Annotated in this window: 23 protein-coding genes and 1 pseudogene; 14 read left to right on the plus strand and 10 right to left on the minus strand. The window is 67.0% G+C overall.

Annotation, left to right across the window (positions count from 1 at the left end):
* Positions 1-50: 50 nt before the first annotated feature.
* Complete coding sequence (locus tag AAFO60_RS14105) at positions 51-515, minus strand: carboxymuconolactone decarboxylase family protein (protein WP_347956846.1); 465 nt, start codon at positions 513-515, stop codon at positions 51-53.
* A 198-nt stretch (positions 516-713) separates the two neighbouring features.
* Between AAFO60_RS14105 and AAFO60_RS14110 the strand changes: the two genes are divergently transcribed.
* The gene (locus AAFO60_RS14110) at positions 714-1550 is read left to right on the plus strand and encodes a mycofactocin-coupled SDR family oxidoreductase (protein ID WP_347956847.1); all 837 of its coding nucleotides are present in this window, start codon (positions 714-716) and stop codon (positions 1548-1550) included.
* A 52-nt stretch (positions 1551-1602) separates the two neighbouring features.
* Positions 1603-2625 carry an Atu2307/SP_0267 family LLM class monooxygenase gene (locus tag AAFO60_RS14115; protein ID WP_347956848.1) on the plus strand — a complete coding sequence of 341 codons (1023 nt, stop codon included), beginning with the start codon at positions 1603-1605 and terminating at the stop codon, positions 2623-2625.
* On the opposite strand, the gene AAFO60_RS14120 is transcribed toward AAFO60_RS14115, so the two are convergent.
* Positions 2606-3541: a patatin-like phospholipase family protein gene (locus AAFO60_RS14120; RefSeq protein WP_347956849.1), complete on the minus strand. Its 936-nt coding sequence runs from the start codon at positions 3539-3541 to the stop codon at positions 2606-2608. The two genes, AAFO60_RS14115 and AAFO60_RS14120, sit on opposite strands and share 20 nt — an antisense overlap.
* A gap of 57 nt (positions 3542-3598) precedes the next feature.
* Positions 3599-3895, minus strand: coding sequence for an MGMT family protein (locus AAFO60_RS14125; protein ID WP_347956850.1), 297 nt, complete (start codon positions 3893-3895; stop codon positions 3599-3601).
* 104 nt (positions 3896-3999) lie between these two features.
* On the opposite strand from AAFO60_RS14125, the gene AAFO60_RS14130 reads away from it, so the two are divergent.
* The 5 genes from AAFO60_RS14130 (at position 4000) to AAFO60_RS14150 (ending at position 9525) form a co-directional block, all read left to right on the plus strand.
* The gene (locus tag AAFO60_RS14130) at positions 4000-5514 is read left to right on the plus strand and encodes an MFS transporter (protein ID WP_347956851.1); all 1515 of its coding nucleotides are present in this window, start codon (positions 4000-4002) and stop codon (positions 5512-5514) included.
* A 136-nt stretch (positions 5515-5650) separates the two neighbouring features.
* Complete coding sequence (locus AAFO60_RS14135; protein WP_347956852.1) at positions 5651-6385, plus strand: hypothetical protein; 735 nt, start codon at positions 5651-5653, stop codon at positions 6383-6385.
* 173 nt (positions 6386-6558) lie between these two features.
* A complete protein-coding gene (locus tag AAFO60_RS14140) occupies positions 6559-7938 on the plus strand; it encodes a hemolysin family protein (RefSeq protein ID WP_347956853.1) in 1380 nt (459 codons plus the stop codon).
* Positions 7931-8935: a hemolysin family protein gene (locus AAFO60_RS14145; protein WP_347956854.1), complete on the plus strand. Its 1005-nt coding sequence runs from the start codon at positions 7931-7933 to the stop codon at positions 8933-8935. The genes AAFO60_RS14140 and AAFO60_RS14145 overlap by 8 nt, the downstream gene beginning before the upstream one ends.
* Positions 8936-9015: 80 nt before the next feature.
* On the plus strand, positions 9016-9525 hold the full coding sequence (locus AAFO60_RS14150; RefSeq protein WP_347956855.1) for a hemerythrin domain-containing protein: 510 nt from the start codon (positions 9016-9018) through the stop codon (positions 9523-9525).
* Positions 9526-9596: 71 nt separating this feature from the next.
* On the opposite strand, the gene AAFO60_RS14155 is transcribed toward AAFO60_RS14150, so the two are convergent.
* A complete protein-coding gene (locus AAFO60_RS14155; protein ID WP_347956856.1) occupies positions 9597-11081 on the minus strand; it encodes an HNH endonuclease signature motif containing protein in 1485 nt (494 codons plus the stop codon).
* 211 nt (positions 11082-11292) lie between these two features.
* Between AAFO60_RS14155 and AAFO60_RS14160 the strand changes: the two genes are divergently transcribed.
* A complete protein-coding gene (locus tag AAFO60_RS14160; protein WP_347956857.1) occupies positions 11293-11643 on the plus strand; it encodes a hypothetical protein in 351 nt (116 codons plus the stop codon).
* A gap of 177 nt (positions 11644-11820) precedes the next feature.
* On the opposite strand, the gene AAFO60_RS14165 is transcribed toward AAFO60_RS14160, so the two are convergent.
* The 5 genes from AAFO60_RS14165 to AAFO60_RS14185 form a co-directional block, all read right to left on the minus strand.
* Positions 11821-12354 (minus strand): hypothetical protein, encoded by a 534-nt coding sequence (locus AAFO60_RS14165; protein WP_347956858.1) that lies wholly within the window; start codon positions 12352-12354, stop codon positions 11821-11823.
* Between the two features lie 114 nt (positions 12355-12468).
* Positions 12469-12885 (minus strand): low molecular weight phosphatase family protein, encoded by a 417-nt coding sequence (locus AAFO60_RS14170; protein WP_347956859.1) that lies wholly within the window; start codon positions 12883-12885, stop codon positions 12469-12471.
* Positions 12882-13973 carry an ACR3 family arsenite efflux transporter gene (gene arsB, locus AAFO60_RS14175; protein ID WP_347956860.1) on the minus strand — a complete coding sequence of 364 codons (1092 nt, stop codon included), beginning with the start codon at positions 13971-13973 and terminating at the stop codon, positions 12882-12884. The genes AAFO60_RS14170 and arsB overlap by 4 nt, the downstream gene beginning before the upstream one ends.
* Positions 13970-14332 (minus strand): metalloregulator ArsR/SmtB family transcription factor, encoded by a 363-nt coding sequence (locus AAFO60_RS14180; protein ID WP_347956861.1) that lies wholly within the window; start codon positions 14330-14332, stop codon positions 13970-13972. The genes arsB and AAFO60_RS14180 overlap by 4 nt, the downstream gene beginning before the upstream one ends.
* A 93-nt stretch (positions 14333-14425) precedes the next feature.
* Entirely contained in the window at positions 14426-14914 is a 489-nt protein-coding gene (locus tag AAFO60_RS14185; RefSeq protein ID WP_347956862.1) for an ArsI/CadI family heavy metal resistance metalloenzyme, read from the minus strand.
* A gap of 98 nt (positions 14915-15012) precedes the next feature.
* On the opposite strand from AAFO60_RS14185, the gene AAFO60_RS14190 reads away from it, so the two are divergent.
* The 6 genes from AAFO60_RS14190 to AAFO60_RS14215 all read left to right on the plus strand — a co-directional run bounded on the left by AAFO60_RS14190 (position 15013) and on the right by AAFO60_RS14215 (position 19709).
* A complete protein-coding gene (locus AAFO60_RS14190; RefSeq protein ID WP_347956863.1) occupies positions 15013-15366 on the plus strand; it encodes an Rv2640c family ArsR-like transcriptional regulator in 354 nt (117 codons plus the stop codon).
* A gap of 124 nt (positions 15367-15490) precedes the next feature.
* Positions 15491-15775 carry a type II toxin-antitoxin system RelE/ParE family toxin gene (locus AAFO60_RS14195; RefSeq protein ID WP_347956865.1) on the plus strand — a complete coding sequence of 95 codons (285 nt, stop codon included), beginning with the start codon at positions 15491-15493 and terminating at the stop codon, positions 15773-15775.
* An 18-nt stretch (positions 15776-15793) separates the two neighbouring features.
* Positions 15794-16084, plus strand: coding sequence for a HigA family addiction module antitoxin (locus tag AAFO60_RS14200; protein ID WP_347956866.1), 291 nt, complete (start codon positions 15794-15796; stop codon positions 16082-16084).
* A gap of 630 nt (positions 16085-16714) precedes the next feature.
* A complete protein-coding gene (locus AAFO60_RS14205; RefSeq protein WP_062392914.1) occupies positions 16715-17866 on the plus strand; it encodes a tyrosine-type recombinase/integrase in 1152 nt (383 codons plus the stop codon).
* A complete protein-coding gene (locus AAFO60_RS14210; protein WP_062392913.1) occupies positions 17863-18228 on the plus strand; it encodes a helix-turn-helix domain-containing protein in 366 nt (121 codons plus the stop codon). Before AAFO60_RS14205 ends, AAFO60_RS14210 begins: the two co-directional genes overlap by 4 nt.
* A 17-nt stretch (positions 18229-18245) precedes the next feature.
* Positions 18246-19709 (plus strand): site-specific integrase, encoded by a 1464-nt coding sequence (locus AAFO60_RS14215; protein WP_226995584.1) that lies wholly within the window; start codon positions 18246-18248, stop codon positions 19707-19709.
* 11 nt (positions 19710-19720) lie between these two features.
* Here AAFO60_RS14215 and AAFO60_RS14220 read toward each other — a convergent pair.
* Positions 19721-19924: pseudogene (locus AAFO60_RS14220) on the minus strand (metallophosphoesterase); the annotation flags it as partial.
* Positions 19925-20053: the final 129 nt, after the last annotated feature.

Here is a 20053-nt window from a genome sequence, read left to right on the forward strand (position 1 = left end):
TAATCTTCACCAAGAGACCGCGCCGCCGACGGCGATCGCGCGGGCGCGGCTCACGGCCGCGGATGCACGTTGTAGCGGCTCAGGATCGACACCCGGTTGAAGGCGTTGATCGATGTCGCCGCCCAGATGACCGCCGAGATCTGGGCGGCGTCGAGCACGTCGGCGGCACGCTCGTAGGCGCAGTCGGCGGCGTCGTGATCGGGGAGCGAGGTCACCATCTCGGCCAGCTCCAGCGCCGCCCGCATCTCGTCGGTGTACAGATTCGGCGCGTCGCGCCACGCAGGCAGGACGGCGAGCTGCTGCTCGGTCAGACCCGCGGCCACCGCATCCTCCCGGTGCACGCTCAGACAGAAGGCGCACCCGTTGATCTGCGAGCAGTGCATGTTCACCAGCTCGATCACCGATCGGCTCAGCCCCGCGTCCTCGGCCGCGGCGGCGACCTTCGTCGAGACAGCCACCAGTGCCCGGTACGCACTCGGGGTCTGCTTGTCGATACGCACGCGAGGGGTCGGCATGGGGCCAACCCTATCGGCTCCCCGCGCGGACCATCCGAATCTTCCAGCTGCGCCCCGATCTTCCTCGGACGGGCCTGCTCCCGGTGCCCTAGACTCCACGGCAAGCCCGACCTCCCGCTGAGCGGAACCGTTCCTCGACGGACGTCGGACGCCGGTGTTGCGTACAGGTGACGACCGAATCGGCAATCAGGAGATGGCATGGACGACTTCACGAATCGCGTGGCGCTGGTGACCGGAGCGGCGCGCGGGCAGGGCCGGGCGCATGCGCTGGCCTTCGCCGAGCGCGGCGCCGACGTGGTGATCTGCGACCGTTGCGAGAACAGCGATGCGGTGCCGTACCCGCTGGCGACCGAGGACGATCTCGCCGAGACCGTGCGCCTGGTGGAGGCGACCGGCCGACGCTGTGTGGCGGCGAAGGCCGACACCTCCGACCGCGCGGCGATCGACGAGCTCGTCGCCCGCGCCGAACGCGAACTCGGCCGCGTCGACATCGCCGTCGCCAATGCCGGTGTCTCGGTCGGCGGACCGATCAACGACCTGCCGAGCGAGGTCTGGGAAGAGGTCATCGGCTCGAACCTGACCGGTGTCTTCCACACCGTCGCGGCGGTGGCGCCGGGCATGGTCGAGCGCGGCTACGGACGCATCGTGACGATCTCCTCGATGCTCGGGCGCAGCGCGGCCCAGGGCATGGCCGCGTACGGGGCGTCCAAATGGGGAGTCATCGGCATGACCAAGAGCGCCGCTCTGGACCTGGCCGCGCACGGCATCACCGTCAATGCGATCGCACCGGGCAACATCTCGACGCCGATGATCCACAACGACTACATGTACAAGGTGGTCCGGCCCGACCTCGACGCCCCGACTCGCGCCGACGTCGAACCGGTGTTCGCGATGCTGCACGGTCAGCCCGTGCCCTTCATCGAGCCCGAAGAGGTGACGAGGGCCGTGCTGTTCTTCGCGGCCGAGGCCAGCTCGCACATCACCGGCACCGTCCTCCCGGTCGACGCGGGCGCCGCGGCGCGCGTCAACGCCTGACCGCGGGCGGCGTCCCGGGAATCTTCCCGGGACGCCGGTGGTTCCTCGAGACGTGAAGAACATCGAATTCGGACTGGACACGTTCGGCGGCGTCACCCGCGATGCCGACGGCCGCCCGGTGCCGCATCCCCGGGTCATCCGTGATCTCGTCGACGACGCCGTCCTCGCCGATCGGTCGGGCCTGGACTTCTTCGGTCTCGGGGAGCATCACCGCCCCGACTACGCGGTGTCCAGTCCGGAGATGGTGCTGGCGGCCATCGCCGCGCGCACCGAACGGATCCGACTGGGTTCCGCGGTGACCGTCCTGAGCTCCGACGATCCGGTGCGCGTCTACGAGCGCTTCGCCACCCTCGACGCGCTGTCGGACGGTCGCGCCGAGATCGTCGCCGGCCGCGGATCGTTCACCGAGTCGTTTCCGCTGTTCGGCTACGACCTCCGCGACTACGAGGTGCTGTTCGAAGAGAAGCTCGAACTCCTCTCGGAGCTGCTGAAGGAGGAGCCGGTCACCTGGCGCGGCACCACGCGCGCCCCGCTGACCGACCAGCGGGTCTACCCGACCACTGCGGGCGGCGTCACCGCGTGGGTCGGGGTCGGCGGCAGCCCGGAATCGGTGGTGCGGACCGCACGCTACGGCTTCGGGCTGTTCCTGGCGATCATCGGCGGTCCCGCCGAACGGTTCGCCGGATACGTCGACCTGTTCGAGCGCGCTCAGGACGAGTTCGGCGTCGAACGCCGGCCGGTCGCGGTGCACTCGCCGGGGCTGGTCGCCGAGACCGACGAGGCCGCGCGGAGCCTGGTGCGCGACGGCTGGTTCGCGATGCGAGAGAAGATGGGCAAGGAGCGGGGTTGGCCGGCGCCGCGACCGGACGACTTCGAGCGTGAGGTCGAGACCGGCGCCCTGTACGTCGGTTCGCCCGAGACGGTCGCGACCCGCATCGCGGCCACCGTCAAAACCCTGGGCGTCGACCGCTTCGACCTGAAATACGATCAGCCGGTGCAGCATTCGGCTCACCAGGAGTCGATCGGACTCTACGGCGAGAAGGTCGTGCCGATGATCAAGGACATGCTGGCCTGAACCTGGTCGCCTCCCGACGGCCCTGGTCGTACCCCGCCCGCGCGGCCGGGGCCCGGGCCGCCGGATTCATCATGTTCGCGCCCATCGCGGCTCGCGCCGACGCGTCGGGGACGACCAGCTCCACTCGGCTGCCCGCCTCGCGCAGCGCGTCGACCTGACCGGACAACTCCGTTCCCCACGCGCGCGATCGGCGCAGCCCCTCGAATCCGCGGCCGGGGTCGGCGTTCTCGGGCCGGCCGCTCAACGGGGCGAGGATCACCACGACGTCGTATCCCGCGGCCAGGTCGGCGTTCTCGCTCGACCGCACACCGCCGTCGATGTAATGGCGGCCGCCGATCACGTGAGTCGGGGCCAGTCCCGGCAGCGCACAGCTGGCGGTCACCGCATCCACCAGACCGGTGTCGTCGGTTCCGTCGAAGACCGTGAACTCACCGGTGTGCGCGTCGACGGCGGTGATCATCGTGGGACGATCGGGCCAGTCGTCGCCGGTGAATCGGGCGGCGACGGTCGCCCGGCGCAGCGCGGCACCGGAGCCGATGACCGCGTCGGCCGCCAAGCCGAACTCGCCCATCCCGCGCGCGATGTCGTCGGCCGAGGCGGCCGCCTCCGAGATCGCCCGCATACGGGCGACGATCTCCGGCAGCGGCAGGGCCGGCGGTCGTGTCTCGCCCGCGGCGGGCGTCGGCGAAGAGGCCTGGCTTGGCGGCGGTGCCAGGGCTGATGCCAGCAGGTCCGAGACCGGGACCCCGCTTCGCAGCTGTGCGGCCGAGGTGGCGCCCGCCGACGTGCCGATCATGAGGTCCGCTTCACGAGTCAGGTCGAACCCGGCTTCGGCCAGTCCGGCGACGACGCCGATCTCCCACGCATTCCCGGCGGCGCCGCCACCGCCGAGCACCAGGGCGAGATTCCGATCCATCGGTTCACGATGGCAGCGTGGGAATCACGGTGTCCACCGAATATTCGGTGGGTCGACTCATTCGGCGGGGCGGTGTGCGCGACGCATGTCGACGCGGCGCCCCTTCATCGGCACGCCCTCCCGAGCGAGCAGCACCGGCGCCTGCCCGCCGTGGCACGAGGCAGGCGTGCCGTCGGCGCGGACCACGCGCCACCACGGCACCCCCGCATCGAGCAGCCCCATCGCTCGGCCCACCTGGCGCGGACCGATCCCGAGCCGCCTGCCGAGGTCCCCGTAGGAGACGACCGTGCCCGGCTCGATCGCCGCGACCGCGTCGCGGACCTCGAGGACGATGCTGGGGCGAGAATCTGGCACGTCTTCGTCAACGTCGTCGGTTGCCGCGTTCTTCCCCGCGCGCCGGCAGAGGACTACTTTGGAGTGCGAAACTGCACGACGTCGAATGAATCGAGCGGGCGTTGATGTCTTCGAACGCAGGCGAGAGCGTGAGTCCCGATCCCCGGCGCTGGAAGGCGCTCGTCTTCATCTGCCTGGCGCAGCTGATGGTGGTCCTGGACGGCACCGTCGTCAACATCGCCCTGCCCGACGCGAAGCAGGACCTCGGCATCAGCGACGCCGATCAGCAGTGGGTCATCACCGCCTATGCGCTGGCCTTCGGCGGCCTGCTGCTGTTCGGCGGCCGGATCGCCGACCTGTGGGGGCGCCGTCGGGCCCTCATCCTCGGCCTGATCGGCTTCGCCACGGCGTCGGCGATCGGCGGTGCGGCCGTCAGCGAGGGGATGCTCTTCGGCGCTCGCGCCCTGCAGGGAGCGTTCGGCGCACTGCTGGCGCCTGCGGCGCTGTCGTTGCTGACGGTCATGTTCACCGAACCCCGGGAGCGGGCGCGCGCGTTCGGCGTCTTCGGCGCCATCGCCGGCGGCGGCGCCGCCGTCGGGCTGCTCCTCGGTGGTCTGCTGACCCAGACGCTGGACTGGCGATGGACGATGTACATCAACGTCTTCATCGCCGCCGTCGCGCTGGTGGGCGCGATCCGAGAGATCAAGGAGCCGCCCCGCGCGGCAGACGACGTCGTCGAACTCGACTACCTCGGAGTCGTGCTCGCCGGCTCCGGGCTGGCGCTGCTCGTCTACGGCCTCGGCCGGGCCGCCGAGAAGAGCTGGGGCGACACCGGGACGGTGTCGTGCCTGGTCGCGGCGGTGATCCTGCTCGGGCTCTTCGTCGCCTGGCAGACCCGAAGTCCGCACCCGCTGCTACCGATGCGCGTGGTCCTCGACCGGGCCCGCGGCGGCGCGTACCTCACCGTCGCACTGTCGGTGATCGCGATGTTCGGCTCATTCCTGTTCCTGACCCTGTACATGCAGGTGGTCCACCACTACACGCCGTTGAGCGCCGGCGTCGCCTTCCTGCCGATGGTCTTCGGGATGCTGATCGGCTCCACACAGATCGCGGCCCGGCTCATCACCCGCGTTCCGCCGCGGTACCTGATGGCGCCCGGCGCCTTCCTCGGCGGCTGCGGAATGCTCCTGCTCACTCAGATCTCCGCGGATTCGACCCGATACTGGTCGGTGGTCTTCCCGGCGCTGCTCCTGCTCGGCACCGGAATGGGCACGGTGTTCATGTCTTCGATCAACCTGGCGACCTACGGCGTGCAACCGCACGACGCGGGGGTCGCCTCGGCGATGGTCAACACCTCCCAGCAGGTCGGCGGAGCGATCGGGACCGCATTGTTGAACACGGTAGCGGCGAATGCGGCGGCCGCGTACGTCACGGCCGAGCGCGGCACGGTCAGAGGCCCCGCAGACGCCATGCGACTCAAGGATCTGGCCCTCGTCCACGGGCAGAGCCTGGGCTTCCTCGTCGCCGCGGGAATCCTCGCCGTCGTCGCCGTGGTCGCCGCCCTGGTGGTCAACGTTCCGCGCCCGATCGGCACGGTCGATCAGACCGCGCAGGCGCGTCCGGCGGCGCCGGTGCAATGACCGCCTGAGAAGGCCGCCTGAGAATGTCAGTGCCGTCTCGTAGCGTTCGCGATGACTCTCGCGAAGGTCGCGGGGACGAGATGGGCGTGAGGTGCGCATGGCCGGCGGGAAAGAAGCGAACAGCGGGTGCGCTGGGGTGATCGGGATCGTCCTCGTGATCGGGCTGATCTCGATGATCCCGGTGCAGGTCTGGATCGGGCTGGGCATCGCGGCGGGAGTCGCGGTGGTCGTGTGGATCGGCAAGGTCATCGCCGAGGCGGTGTCCAAGGGTCGGGCCGAGAGCGCGGCGGCGGAGGTCGCTCGTCGGCGGGAGCAGGAGGCCGCGATCAAGCGGCAGCGGATCGCCGAACTCGGCGCGACCAACGCTCAGTGCGTGGAGACGGCCCTCGCGGCGGTGCAGCGGGTCGCCGACTCCGAGGCTGCGCGTGAAGGGTGGCTCGGCGACGTCGACTTCGACGCCGACATCGCGGGCATCGTCGCGGAGTTCCGGCGGGTCCACGAACTCCGCGAGGTCGCCGGACGGCTGGGCGCGCTCGACGATCCCAGCGCCGACGATCGCCGACTCCTGGACGAGGCGCGTACGACGGCGTCGTCGATCGAGCAGTCGGCGACCGGCCGAGCGCTGCTGATCTTTCGATGTGCCGACGAAGCACGACAGATCGACGAGTCGCTGCGGCGCGAACGCGAGGAGGCGCAGACGGCGCAGCAGCGCGCGCAGTTGCACGCCGAGCTGAACGCCATGCTCTACGGCGCGGCGTCGAGTCCGCAGGCGGCGGCCGCCGACTCCGCCGCCGATCGGGTGATGGCGCGCGTGGCGGGCTACCGCGAGATCAAGCAGCAGATCATCGCCGCCCGCGACGGCGGAGTGTGAGCAGCCCTACACACCGTGCGGGAACTTCCCGCGCCGACGGTTCGTCGTGTATGCGTAAGACGTTCCCACTGATTCGGAAAGAAGGCGATGAGACGCGCTCCGCGCAAGGTTCGAAGACCCATCGACATGGAGTCGGCCGTCTGTGACGGCCCGAGACCGGCGGGGGACAGCGCGTGCTGACCCTTCTCGGAATCGTGGCGGGCGTCGCCGTCGTTCTAGCGATCACTGCTCTGACCGGCTATTTCGTCGCCCAGGAGTTCGCCTACATGGCGGTCGACCGATCGCGACTCAAGGCTGCCGCCGAGGCGGGCGACGGAGCCGCGGCCCGCGCATTGCGAGTCACCGGACGCACGTCGTTCATGCTCTCGGGCGCTCAGCTCGGCATCACCGTCACCGGCCTGCTGGTCGGCTACGTGGCCGAACCGCTGATCGGGCGCGGTCTGGGCGAACTGCTGGGTGGGATCGGCATTCCGACCGCGGTCGGCGTGGCCGTCGGCGCGATTCTCGCCGTGCTGTTCTCGACCGTCGTCCAAATGGTCTTCGGCGAGCTGTTCCCCAAGAACCTCGCGATCGCACGACCCGAACCCGTCGCGCGGCGACTGGCCGTGTCGACGACCGCATACCTGCGTGTGTTCGGCTGGCTGATCAAGCTGTTCGACCATTCCTCCAACCTGCTGTTGCGGGCGCTGAGGATCGAACCCGTGCACGACGTCGAACACGCGGCCACACCGCGCGACCTCGAGCACATCGTCGCGGAGTCTCGCGATGCCGGTGAGCTGTCGCCGGAACTGTCCGTGCTCCTCGATCGGATTCTGGACTTCCCGACCCGGACCGCGGGTCACGCGATGATCCCGCGCTCGCGGGTCGACGTCGTCGGCGTCGACGAGCCGGTCGTCGAAGTCCGCCGACGCATGGGAACCGGACACACCCGCTATCCGGTCGTCGGCACGACCAGCGACGACCTGCGCGGCGTCATCCACCTGCACGACCTGTTGGGTGAGGACGTCTCGGGCTCGGCCGGCGACCACATGCGACCGGCGGTGATCGTGCCGGAGATGATCCCGCTGACCGAGGTACTCGATCGCGTCGCCGAGCGCGACGACGAGATGGCCCTCGTGGTCGACGAGTACGGCGGATTCGCCGGGATCGTCACCGTCGAGGACCTCGCCGAAGAACTGGTCGGCGAGATCGACGACGAGCACGACAACGCCGCAGCCGAGGTGATCGCGCACGGTGACGGCGGCTGGCTCGTCCCGGGCGGCATGCACATCGACGAACTGTCTCGCTTGATCGACCGCGACCTGCCCGAGGACGACGACTTCGAAACGATCGCAGGCATGGTGATCTCGGCCCTGGGCCGGTTCCCGAAGGTGGGGGAGACCGTCTCGATTCGGCTCCCCGACGACCCCGGAGCGCTCGCCGCGGCCCGGCCGGTCGCGGCTCAGCATCTCGACGTCCGGGTTCGCGCGCTCGGCAAGCACGTCCCGTCCCAGTTGTCGGTAGCGGTGCGCAGCGTAGACGACCATGAGGTGAAGGAGGCCGACGATGAGTGATCCCTGGATCGTCCTGGCCGTCACCGTCGCGCTGATCGCGGCGAGCGCCTTCTTCGTGGCCGTCGAGTTCGCGCTGATCGCCGCCCGGCGCCACCGCCTCGAGGACGCGGCACCGACCAGCCGTGCGGCGCGCGCGGCGCTGCGAAGTGCGTCGGAGCTGTCGGTCCTGCTCGCCGGTTCGCAGTTGGGCATCACCGTCTGCACATTGGCGCTCGGCGCGGTCACCAAACCGGCGGTGCACCACTGGTTGACCCCGATGTTCAGCACGTGGGGCGCACCGCTGTGGCTCGCCGATGTGGCCGGCTTCGTGCTCGCACTGCTGATCGTCACCTTTCTTCACCTGGTGGTGGGCGAGATGGCGCCGAAGTCGTGGGCGATCGCGCATCCGGAGAAGTCGGCGACGCTGCTCGCCATTCCGATGCGCGGGTTCATGTGGTTCACCCGCCCGGCGATCGTCGTGCTCAACCGCGCGGCCAACTGGTGTCTGCGCAAGGTGGGCGTCGAACCCGTCGACCAGGTCGGTTCCGGGCAGGACCCGGCGGCGCTTCGACACCTGGTGGCGCATTCGGCGACGGTCGGGACACTCGACGAGACGTATCACGAGAACCTTTCGGGCGCACTCGAACTGGAGGCGCTCACCGTCGGCGAGATCGTCGATCCGGCGCGGGCGCTGTCGGCGGTTTCCGCTCGCGCGACGGCGGCGCAGATCCGCGCCGAGGCCGATCGCAGCGGTCACCTGCGACTGCTCGTTCGCGACGGGGACGAGGTGCTCGGTGTGGTCCACGCCCGGGACTGCCTCGGCGCCGACGCTGCGCGAGCCGGTGATCTGATGCGCGAGGTCCTCGCCTTCTCCTCGTCGACCCCGGCCTACGAAGCCCTGGCGACCATGCGCAGCACCCGCAGTCACATCGCCACCGTGCGCGGGGCGGACGGCGGTCTGATCGGGCTGGTCACGATGGCCGACATCTTGGCCAAGGTGATGCCGGCCGGCCGCTGAACGATTGTCTGATCTCGAGGTCGCGAACCGTCCCGGCACGTAGGTTGGAATTGTCCGTAATCGACGCCTGTGGAGGAACGATGAGCACTCGAGACGATGATGCGGCTCTTGCCGAGCGGTTGAAGGCGCACCATGCGGTGATGGTCGATCGGCTGGATCACCTGAGCCGGGACCTCGCGGAGGCCGCGGCTGCGGGCGACGACTCGGCGGCGGCGTCGACCGCGCTCCAGGAGTGGATCGCCGACGTCCTGGTCCCGCACGCCGAGGAAGAGGAGACCACCACGTATCGCGCGGCGGGCGAACTCGAATCCGGACGTCTGCTGATCCGCGCGATGCTCGACGAGCACGTGCTGATCCGAGGCATCGCCGGGGAGATCGCTGCGGCGTCGGACCCCCGGGCTGCGGGGGCGTATGCGCGAGCTCTGTTCGCGGCGTTCAACAGCCATCAGCACAAGGAGAACGAGATCATCCTGCCCTTGCTGGTCGACTCTCCTGACGTCTCTCTCGTGGAGGCGATGGGTGGGGGACATGCGAGTGGGGGACACGGGCATTCGCATTCGCACTCCCATTCGCACTCCCATGAGCCTTGACGCACGCTTTCACGCGGAGGCAGGCGGGCGCGTCGGCGCACGCCGATATCCCTGACCGGCGGTCGCGCCGGTCAGGCCGCTAGGAGTCGGGCAGCTAAGAGTCGGGCGAGGTGGGCCTCGACCCGGGAGGTCGCCGGGTCGGGCGGGGCATGGGGGCCTTGGTCGGGGAGCAGTTCGGAGTGATGGATCTGGTTGACCCGCCACGCACGCTTGCGGCCCGCGGTGACCGGTCGCCAGGCGACTCGTCCGGCGTCGGGGCCGTCGATCAGGACGACGGTCTCCCAGTCGCCGAGGCGGCGGCCGACGGCTCGGTTGTGGCGCCCGCAGGCGGCGCCCAGGTGGTCGATGTCGGTCGGCCCGCCGTCCTGCCAGTCGGGGAAGTGGTGGGCCTCGGTGCGGGCGAACGGGACGGCGCAACCGGGGCTGGTGCAGCCGCGGTCGCGTGCGAACAGCATCAACCGCTGTGCCTTCGAGGCCAGGCGGCGGCCGCGCCCGAGGTAGAGGGGCTGAGCAGTGTTGTGGGAGAACACTGCCAAATGTGGGGTCGCGTCGGCGGCGACCTCGACCAGTTCGGCGACCGGCAGACGGGTGCCGGTGGCGGTCAGCGCGATGCCGGCGTGCTCGCGGAGCTCCTTGTCGGTGATCGTGATGACCAGCTCCGACGACAGACGGCCCGACCCCTGCCCGGCGTGCGAGCGCACGAACTGCAGCATCGCCAGGAGTGCATCGTGGTTGCGCTGGCCGGCCGTGCGCTCGTCACGCTCGGCGGCCGCGGCCAGTGCGACCGGGGCCGCGGATTCGGCCGCGCCGGTAGGGGAGTCGGGGTCGGCTGGGTTGTTCATCCCGGGCGCGGCCCATGATTGCAGCATCACCTCGAGTTCGGCGCGCAGAGCCGGGGTGAGCAGTGCGCGGACCTTGCTCATCAACTGGCGATCCTGCGGCATCAGCGCGAGTCCGCGACGGCGCTGCCGGTCCTTCTCGTCGGTCAACTGCCCGTCGGGGTCCAGATGGGCGAGCAACCGGACTCCGGCGATCCGCACCGCATCGGGCGTGAGTTCGCGGGCCACTGCTGCCAACTGGGCCTCGGCTCGAGCGCGGGTCTCGGCGTCGACGGCAGCGGGGATCTTGTCCATGATCTCGTCGATGACCAGGACGTGATCGGTGCCGATCGCACCGGCCTGGACGGCGTCGGCGGTGGCCGGCCGTGCGGGCGGGAGAGTTTGGCCCTGCAAGCCGGTGAATGCGCCGATGGCGGCGACGCTGGCGCGTCGGCGGCGCGCGGCGCCGTCGCCCAGGCGGAGACCTGCCGAGAGGAAGGCGTGCAGAGACAGGTAGCCCGCCTTGCGGAAGGCCGCACGGTCGGAGACCTCGGTGAGGACCGCGGCGTCGACGCCGTCGAGGCGGCGACGAGTGGATTCGAGCGCTTCAGCGACCGTCAGGAGGTCGTCTTCGGTGACCGCGGTCATCGGGGCGACAGCGAGCTTGGCGGCGGCCGCATCAAGGAGGGCGACCAGGGCGTGGGGATCGTCGGGCAGAGCGCCGATATCAGTGTTCATGCTGGTCACCCCCTTGCTGACGCCTGGTGCTCACGGCTTCTCAATCGGTATGTGTGGACACTATCGCGGGGGTCCGACAATTATGACCGGCAGCGCGCTGAACAGCCGAAATGCGGCAAACGGACGCATCTTCTGATTGCTCCCGCAGCATTCTCATCGGCTTCCAGGCCGAGTAGCGTCGGGGTTCTTCGACGATGAGGAGCTGATGGACATGATCGCCTATCGAACCGCAGTACGGACAGCCGCGATCGCCGCCGGCGTCGGCATCTCGGCATTGTTCGGCGTCGCCGGCCAGGCGTCCGCCGATGTCGCGCCCGGAACGTACACGTCCACGACGTGGTCGTCGGGCGTCATCCTCTTGCAGCGCGATGCCCACGTGAGCGGGCATGATCTCGTCCTGATCGGGCGGTACCCGATTCACCCGACCGCCAAGGGCGGCTACGTCGACCTCTTCCCGGGCCATCGCGTGATCCTCAACAGCGACGGCCACGGCGGCTATCGAGGACCGGCATACCTCGGCGGCGTGATGGTCGGCTCCATCACGCTGACACCTCACCGCTGACTGTTCGGCCCCTCCGCCGAGTCGGGTCCAGCGGAGAGGTCCGGTTCGGACCGTTGATCCTGTGCAGCAGTCGACGGCGCGACGGTGGGCCCGGTGCAGACTGGTGCCGGCGGTGATCGAGTGGGAAGCCGTCTAGGGCCCGTCCTTCCGGGGGCTGGAGAGTGACCTGATCGCGGGTCACACCGCCCACAGTGCGGCGTCGGCTGCGGCCTCGGCAAGGACGGTATCGAGGTCGTTGCCTGCGGTCAGCCAGTCGATCGGTGTCATTTCTCCCAGTGCCGGGTTACGGGCGCGAAACCAGAACACCGCCATACACGGATCGTCGGCCGCCGGGAGCAAGATACGCCACAGGTCGCTCAGGGCGTCGAGCACCGTGCGGTCTTCGGTGAACTGCCAGACCGGAAACACCCAGGTGCGGCGATGGTCGCCGAGTCGGCAGGCGATGACCGCCCCCGTCGCGATCCGCTTCGACAGGGCCTGTTTGGTCAGGCCCAGCCACCGGGTCAGGCCCGCGCTGTCGTAAAAGGGACCGGCGAGTTGATCGTAAACGTTGCCGATCGGGATCGCCGAGACCATCTGCGCCGCGATGGCATCAGCGTCGGCGAACACATCGGCATCGACTCCAGCAGCCGCGGCGATGGCGAACGTCTGCTCGATCCGGTCATGGAGCGCAGCGTACAGCCGCTCTTTGCAGTCCATCAGGTCCGACATGGTGGAGCCCCCTTTGCGAGCACCATCCAACGTATGGTCTACCCGGTCAAACAATCAACCGGGTCTGCCTTTGGTCATTCTCGATCGGCTGCGCGCCGACGTCGCTCCCGTCGCCTATTCAGCGGGGGCGGTGCCGAGTAGTTCAGTGCTGAGCGCCCGGACGCGTGCGGCGATGTCGTCGCGGACCAGGCGCATGCGCTCGATGCCGTCGATGCCGCGCTCGGAGGGCTCGTCGGTGTTCCAGTTGATGACGGTGACGCCGGGCGCATCGATGACGGCTTCCCGGCCGAGCGTGATGACCTTGTCGGCGCGAGCGAGCAGGGCCGGGTCGATGCCGGTCGGGACGTGGCCGCTGACGTCGACGCCGACCTCGGCGAGGGCCTGCGCGGAGAGGGCGTTGACGGCAGTCCCGGGGCGCGTGCCGGCCGAGTGCACCTCGATCGCGTCGCCCGCGACCTGCCGCAGGAGGCCCTCCGCCATCACCGACTTCCCGCCGTTCTTCACGCAGACGAACAGCACCGACGGGCTCATGACAGGCTCCTATGGGTGGACTGAGAAGCGGTGGGGGTGAAGCGGTTTCGCAGTGCAAGGGAGACGTAGACCAGGGCGACCAGGACGGGGACCTCGATGAGCGGTCCCACGACCCCGGCCAGGGCTTGGCCGGAGGTGGCGCCGTACGTGCCGATCGCCACGGCGATCGCCAGCTCGAAGTTGTTGCCGGCGGCGGTGAACGCCAGGGTGGTGGTGCGCTCGTAACCCAGGCCCAGAACGCCGCCGAGGAGGTAGCCGCCGCCCCACATGATCGCGAAGTACGCCAACAGCGGCAGCGCGATGCGCGCGACGTCACCGGGGCGGGAGGTGATCTGGTCGCCCTGCAGGCTGAACAGCAGCACGATCGTGAACAGCAGCCCGTACAGGGCCCACGGCCCGATCCGTGGCAGGAACGTCTGCTCGTACCAGTCGCGACCGCGGCGGCGTTCCCCGATCCGCCGGCTCAGATAGCCCGCAAGCAGGGGGATGCCGAGGAAGATCAGCACTGATTTCGCGATCTGCCACGGCGAAGCGTCGATGGTGGTCTGCTCCAAGCCGAGCCAGCCGGGCAGCACCGACAGGTAGAACCAGCCCAACACCGCGAACATCAGGACTTGGAACACCGAGTTGATCGCCACCAGGACGGCCGCGGCCTCCCGGTCGCCGCAGGCGAGATCGTTCCAGATGATCACCATCGCGATGCAGCGTGCCAAGCCGACGATGATCAGGCCGGTACGGTATTCGGGCAGGTCGGGGAGTAACAGCCAGGCGAGGGCGAACATGAGCGCCGGGCCGACGACCCAGTTCAGTACCAGCGATCCGATGAGCAGGCGGCGATCGCCGGTGACGGCGTCGAGGCGGTCGTAGCGGACCTTCGCGAGCACCGGGTACATCATGATCAGCAGGCCGAGTGCGATCGGCAGGGAGATCCCGTCGAGCTGAATCCCGTCGATGGCGGTGCTCAGGCCCGGGACCAAGCGGCCGAGCAGCAGCCCGGCGACCATCGCCAGCCCGATCCATACGGGGAGGAACCGATCGAGCGTCGACAGTCGTCCGGCGACGCTGCGGCCAGGTGCCTGGACGCTCATGCGAGTGCCTTTCCGGTCAGCGGTGCGACGATGGCGGCGACGACGTCGAGGGCGGCCGGCACCACTCGGTAGTGCACCCAGGATCCCCGCCGCTCGGACTCGAGGAGGCCCGCGGTCCGCAGGACCTTCAGATGATGGGAGATCGTCGGCTGCGACACGTCGACCGCCGGCGAGATGTCGCACACGCACGCCTGACCGCCGTCGTGGCTCGCGATCAAGCTGAACAACTGCAATCGCACCGGATCGGCGAGCGCCTTGAACACCGCGGCCGCCTGCGCCGACTGCTCAGACGTCAGCGGCTCGCGCACCACCGGCGAGCAGCGCACCGGCGTCGCCTCGATCCCCAGTGATTTCGACATTCATCGATATTGACACTTGTCGATATGGGATGCAATACGAAGGGGCGCCGTACGTCCGGGCGGCGCCCTTCCTCGAGCGGGATCAATGCGGTCTCAGCAGCACGAGGAGGTCGGCGTGCAGCATCCTGACGAGCCTTGCGAGTTCTGTGTCAGGCCGAGGTCGGCGGTCGCTGAGGCCGGGGGAGTCGAGGCCGGGGTAGGAGCCTCACCGAACGTGTCCGAGTCGGCCAGGACGGTGTAGACCTCCCATCGTTCGCCGTCGGGGGCTCCGACCCAGACCTTGTCCTGGGTTGCGAAGCAGCAGGTGGTGTTGATCTGCTCCTCGGTGAACAGCCCTTCGCCCGCGAGGCGTGCGATCTCTCCGTGAACGGTCTCACTGGAGTCGACTTCGACGCCGAGGTGGTTGATGGTGCCGCCGTCGCCGCGGTTCTCCAGCAGGACCAGCTTCAGTGGGGGTTCGGCGATCGCGAAGTTCGCATAACCGGGTTTGACCTTGGCTGGGGCGGTGTTGAAGAGCTTGCTGTAGAACGCGATCGACGCTTCCAGGTCGTCGACGTTGAGGGCGAGTTGGATGCGGGACATGAGAGCCTCCAAGGCTTTGATGAATGTCGAAGTGATCGACTGTTCCGTTGTAGCGCACTACTTTGATATATGTCAAAGGATTCGGGTAGATTGGTCGCATGCCCAAGCCATTGCCCGTCATCGATGTCAGCGCTCCGATCTGCTGCGCGCCTCTGGCTGCGGGGCCGATGTCGGCCGACGATGCGGTCGAGCTCGCACTGCGACTCAAAGCTCTCGCCGATCCCACTCGCATCCAGATGATGTCCCTGCTGATGGCGGATCAGATCCACGAGATGACCGCCAGTGACCTGGCCGCTGCGGTCGGCGTTTCCGGCGGCACTGCGACGCATCACCTCAATCAGCTCCGAGGCGCCGGCCTAGTCACGTCGCAGCGTCGCGGCGTGAACAATCTCTACCGCGCTGAACCCGCGAACCTTGAAGCGCTCCGTGCGGTTCTCGACACCTGTTGCTAGTCATGTGCGTTCGTGTGGGGGTGGGTATGGCATCGGCTTGCGCGGTCGTGAGGGTGCCGGGTGAGTGCTTCGAAGTCCATCACCAGGACTTGTCCTGTGTTCCGGTACGCAGTGCAATCGCGGTGTGATTCAGTCATTCGCGACCAAGGACACCCAGCTGGTGTGGGAGCGTAAGTTCGTCCGAGCACTCGGCCCAGACGTGACCCGAATGGCCTACCGTAAGCTCCAAGCGCTCAACGCGGCCGATGAGCTCTCCGACCTGACGGCGCCGCCGGGGAATAGGCTCGAACCGCTGCGTCACGACAGGCTCGGGCAACACAGCATCTGCATCAATGACCAGTTCCGGATCTGCTTCACCTGGACACCGGCCGGACCCGCCGACGTCGAAATCGTCGACTACCACCGCTGAACCGAAATGGAGGACACCATGGCCGACTTCGCAACCATCCACCCCGGCGAAACCCTTGCTGAGGACTACCTGCCCGAATACGGGCTCTCCCAGCGAGGCCTCGCCGAGGCTATCCACGTCTCGCCAGGCCGGATCAACGACATCATCCTCGGCCGCCGAGGAATCACACCCGACACCTCGATTCGCCTCGGACGACTCTTCGGTCAGTCAGACACATTCTGGCTCAACATGCAGGTCCACTACGACCTCGAAGTAGCTCGCAGCACCACCGACGTCTCGGACATCACACCGCTGGCCATCGCCGGCTAACAGCTTTCTGTCTGCGAGATCGACCAGATTCGTTTAGTGAACTCGGCGGGTGTGACTTCGCAGATGCTGGCGTGCAGCCACCGGCAGCGCCCGAATGTCCCATGGGCGGTGTCAATGAGGTGACGTTGGTGGGTGAGTCTGATCGATGATTCAGCTGGCGCGATACGAACTCTACTTAACATAATGTATCTTATCGGCATGATTATCTATCGAGTTCGCAAACAGGTGAATACTCGAGATCATTGGTAAAACGCCAGAACCAGCGGGAACGCGGATTGTTCGCCTCCCGCGGCATGACGCAGCTGCACGGTTCCGTCCGATCTACGTGCAGACATGACAAGATAATTCATCTGATGCATGGAAAGGTCGCGGGATGAGGTGCGATGCACCGTGAGTTCGCCGGGTCTCCCGTCTGACATCACCTGGCGCGAGCGCGCAATATGTCACTGTGACGATTCTGCACGTCTGAGTGGATTCAGTTCTTCTGCAGCATGTATGGACCACTGCCTCCTTACTGGTTGCTCGATACAGCGTGGCCCCGAATCGTTGTCGGCGCCGGCGCGGGTCTGCCCCACTGATATTTGCCGAAACTCTATTCATTGGATGAATAGAGGCGTATGGTGCTGGATTATGAGTGGTGAACACCCACTGCCTGGTAGCGCCCCGTTACGACTCGTCTCGTCTGGCGCCGAGTTGCTTCGTCCCGAAGAGCAGATCTGGACAGAGATGCTCGAGGGTTGGAAATCGGCGCTGATGGCACGCACGTTGGGTGCATCCACGATCTATGGCTACCTGCGAGTCCTTCAGGATTTTCAGGCAGTCTCTGGCGACTACCCGTGGCGATGGATGCCGCAGGACGTCGACGAGTACGTCACCACGCTGAACGCACGCAATGGCGGGACGGCCGCCAAGTCAACCATTCGCGCCTATCTGATGGTGGTCAGGGGCTTCTGTAGCTTTCTCTGCGAGCCGGTCTACCGGTGGCCAGACCTGTGCGCCCAGGTCTTCGGCGAATACCCGTCGCAGATCTGCTTCGCCTACAATCTTCCGGTCCATGTCTCTGACAACGAGGCGGAGCCAGAACGGAGAGCGTTCTCCCGCAATGAAGTTCAGACCCTGTTCGACTACTTCGACGACGAAGTTGAGCGTCTCTACGCGAAGAACAACAAGGCCTGGCTGACCACGCTGCGCGATTCCTGCATCGCAAAGGTTGCTTACGGCTACGGCCTTCGTCGTCAAGAACTCCTACGACTGCAGATCCATGACTTCGGACCGAATCCACATGTGCCGCAATATAAGGCCTTTGGTGCTGTCTACGTCCGGTACGGCAAAGGGTCGCGTGGCTCCGCACACAAGCGACGTACTGTCTTGACGGTTCCCCTGATGGACTGGGGTCCGGATGTGTTTGAGGCGTGGGTGGGCGCAGAAGGATGCCGACAACTCATGGGACATGCGGCGGACTCGCCCTGGCTGTGGCCGTCAGAACGCGGTGACCAGTTGACCTTGAACTCGTACGCCACTCGATTCACAGGCCATCGTCGACGTGCCGGTTTGCCAGATGGTCTGTCGCTTCACGGGTTTCGCCGGTCGTACGTCACGCACTTGATCGAGGACGGCTACGATCCGCTGTTCGTGCAACAACAGGTGGGCCACGAGCATTCATCCACCACGGCGCTCTACACCCAGGTGAGTTCGGACTACCGACAGAAGACCCTGCAGCGCATGATCCGCGAGCGACTCGCATCCGCGGCTGTCCCCTACGGCGAAAGCAACCAGGCATGAACGTTCAGAAGCGCGTCGATTTCCATTGGAACCTGCGAAAACTCATGGCCGACCGCAATCTGTGGAAGTCGACCGAACTGGTCACCCTCCTTCGGAGCCGCGGTATCACTCTCTCTCAACCTCAGGCGTACCGATTGATGACGGGCAAACCGGAACGCATCAACAGCCGGGTCTTCGCCGCGCTGTGTGACATCCTCGACTGCTCCCCCGCCGAATTGTTCGAGCCCGTCGTGGTGATGCAAGGTAGGGCAACCGGAACCGCACCCGACATTCTGCCGGCAGGAGAAGCCCGACCGAAGAAGGCTCCCGGGGTTCGTCGCGTTCGCGTGGTCGATTCCGACGACGGCCCACGAGATACCTAGGCCCGCGGTGATGATAGATGATGGCACGCCGGAAGCCCGCACCCGAACCTGACCGGTACGAGCCGTGCGAACGATGCGGTGAGGCCTATCTCACCGCCGCGTGGTGGCAGGACACCCCAATCTGCTGCTATTGCTACAACCAAGCCAAACGCGTTGTCGGGCAATGTGTTGAATGCGCACACTCAGGAATTGTCCCGGGACGCACACCGACCGGCCAATACCTGTGCCGCACCTGTAGCGGCATCCAACTCAACGTCGATTGCGTCGAATGCGGAGCCGAGGCCGAGCTCTACCGTCGCGGTCATTGCTGGCGCTGCGAGCTCGCCCATCAAGTCGACGAACTCCTCACCAACCCGCACACCGGTGTCGTCAATCCGCAACTGGCCGGCCTCGCAGCTGCGCTTAAACAGATGCCTCGCGCCAACAGCGGGGTCACGTGGCTGCGAAACCCAACTGTTCGCGCCGTGCTCCAACAGATCGCCGCCGCCGACACTGTGGACCAGCGACTGCTGGCAGCGCTACCGGTGAACCGTTCGTCCGTGCACATTCGCGCCCTCCTCGATGAGCACGGCATCGATGGCGCCCGAGTGGATTTCCGGACCAGGTTCACCGCGTGGGCCGACAGCAAGCTCGCGACGCTCACCAACCCTGACAATCAGCTCGTGATCCGCAGCTACATTCGGTGGCATGTGTCAAGACGATTCGACGACAAGTGCACCAACGGAACGTTTCTCGCCGCCAAGCAGGGAGTGACCGTTGCAATCGACTTCCTCAACTTCCTCGACATGCTGCAGATATCGGTCACCGACGTCGATCAAAGTCAGGTCGATACGTTCGTCGCGTCCGGCACCGAAACCAACCGGCTATTGAGCCGATTTCTCCCGTGGGTAGTCGCCACGTATCGATTGCCCCCGCTGACGATCGCGCCTCACCAACGCGGCACGACACGAGCCCTGACCGAAACCATGCAAGTCGAACAACTCACACGGCTCTTTGCCAACGACGCGCTGACTCCGCGCGATCGCCTGGCCGCTGCGCTGATCGTGGTGTTCGGGCAGCCCACTCACAAAGTCGCCGCATTGCGATGGGATCAGATCAACCGCGAGGAGACCTGCACCATCACCCTCGGAAAGCACCCAATCGTATTGGAGTCGCCATTGGATCGGCTCGTCGCCGAGGTCGCCGAGGCGACAACCAACCGGCAGACCGCCGCGCATAGCGAATCGGTGTGGGTCTTCCCCGGTTATCAGCCTGGGAACCATCTCAACGAAAGTCACCTGAGGCGCCGCCTCAAGGCACTCGGATTTCCCTCGCTCACAACGCGTCTCGGTACCTGGCAAACCATCACCCAGACCTCACCGCCTCCTGTCCTTGCAGACGCACTCGGCATCCACACACAGACGGCGATCAATCATGCACTCCGCGGATCGAGTCAGTTTGGCGCATACGTTGCAGCACGAAACGGCCAACGCGAGCAATGACTGTCGGTCGATCAGGCGCTGCGCAACTGCAGGATGGCGATTTCAGGCGGCGCACCCACTCGGACGGGCGGTCCCCAGGCGCCGGCCCCATAGGTGGTGAACACGGTGGTGTCCTTGTAGAAGTCGAGTCCGGTGACTGCGGTGTCGGCGGCAGCAGCGGCGGCGTAACGCAGCGGCCACATCTGCCCGCCGTGCGTGTGTCCGGATACCTGGAGATGGGGCTTCCCCCCGGATAGTGGACACAGGGGTGAATTAAGCTGCGTCTCCGATTCTATCGGAGACGCTCCGCTCGTAATCGTTCGGGGACATGTTGTTGCAGAACGAGTGCCGCCGCCGCGTGTTGT

Origin of the sequence: Gordonia aichiensis, from assembly GCF_039946255.1 — a bacterium.
GTDB classification, from domain to species: domain Bacteria; phylum Actinomycetota; class Actinomycetes; order Mycobacteriales; family Mycobacteriaceae; genus Gordonia; species Gordonia aichiensis_A.

What these genes read in the sequence shown, in the direction of transcription:
- AAFO60_RS14105 (WP_347956846.1), bottom strand. Translation starts at nt 515, where the DNA reads ATGCCGACCCCTCGCGTGCGTATCGACAAGCAGACCCCGAGTGCGTAC.
- AAFO60_RS14110 (WP_347956847.1), top strand. Translation starts at nt 714, where the DNA reads ATGGACGACTTCACGAATCGCGTGGCGCTGGTGACCGGAGCGGCGCGC.
- AAFO60_RS14120 (WP_347956849.1), bottom strand. Translation starts at nt 3,541, where the DNA reads ATGGATCGGAATCTCGCCCTGGTGCTCGGCGGTGGCGGCGCCGCCGGG.
- AAFO60_RS14130 (WP_347956851.1), top strand. Translation starts at nt 4,000, where the DNA reads ATGTCTTCGAACGCAGGCGAGAGCGTGAGTCCCGATCCCCGGCGCTGG.
- AAFO60_RS14145 (WP_347956854.1), top strand. Translation starts at nt 7,931, where the DNA reads ATGAGTGATCCCTGGATCGTCCTGGCCGTCACCGTCGCGCTGATCGCG.
- AAFO60_RS14150 (WP_347956855.1), top strand. Translation starts at nt 9,016, where the DNA reads ATGAGCACTCGAGACGATGATGCGGCTCTTGCCGAGCGGTTGAAGGCG.
- AAFO60_RS14155 (WP_347956856.1), bottom strand. Translation starts at nt 11,081, where the DNA reads ATGAACACTGATATCGGCGCTCTGCCCGACGATCCCCACGCCCTGGTC.
- AAFO60_RS14160 (WP_347956857.1), top strand. Translation starts at nt 11,293, where the DNA reads ATGATCGCCTATCGAACCGCAGTACGGACAGCCGCGATCGCCGCCGGC.
- AAFO60_RS14165 (WP_347956858.1), bottom strand. Translation starts at nt 12,354, where the DNA reads ATGTCGGACCTGATGGACTGCAAAGAGCGGCTGTACGCTGCGCTCCAT.
- AAFO60_RS14170 (WP_347956859.1), bottom strand. Translation starts at nt 12,885, where the DNA reads ATGAGCCCGTCGGTGCTGTTCGTCTGCGTGAAGAACGGCGGGAAGTCG.
- arsB (WP_347956860.1), bottom strand. Translation starts at nt 13,973, where the DNA reads ATGAGCGTCCAGGCACCTGGCCGCAGCGTCGCCGGACGACTGTCGACG.
- AAFO60_RS14180 (WP_347956861.1), bottom strand. Translation starts at nt 14,332, where the DNA reads ATGTCGAAATCACTGGGGATCGAGGCGACGCCGGTGCGCTGCTCGCCG.
- AAFO60_RS14185 (WP_347956862.1), bottom strand. Translation starts at nt 14,914, where the DNA reads ATGTCCCGCATCCAACTCGCCCTCAACGTCGACGACCTGGAAGCGTCG.
- AAFO60_RS14190 (WP_347956863.1), top strand. Translation starts at nt 15,013, where the DNA reads ATGCCCAAGCCATTGCCCGTCATCGATGTCAGCGCTCCGATCTGCTGC.
- AAFO60_RS14200 (WP_347956866.1), top strand. Translation starts at nt 15,794, where the DNA reads ATGGCCGACTTCGCAACCATCCACCCCGGCGAAACCCTTGCTGAGGAC.
- AAFO60_RS14205 (WP_062392914.1), top strand. Translation starts at nt 16,715, where the DNA reads ATGAGTGGTGAACACCCACTGCCTGGTAGCGCCCCGTTACGACTCGTC.
- AAFO60_RS14210 (WP_062392913.1), top strand. Translation starts at nt 17,863, where the DNA reads ATGAACGTTCAGAAGCGCGTCGATTTCCATTGGAACCTGCGAAAACTC.
- AAFO60_RS14215 (WP_226995584.1), top strand. Translation starts at nt 18,246, where the DNA reads ATGATGGCACGCCGGAAGCCCGCACCCGAACCTGACCGGTACGAGCCG.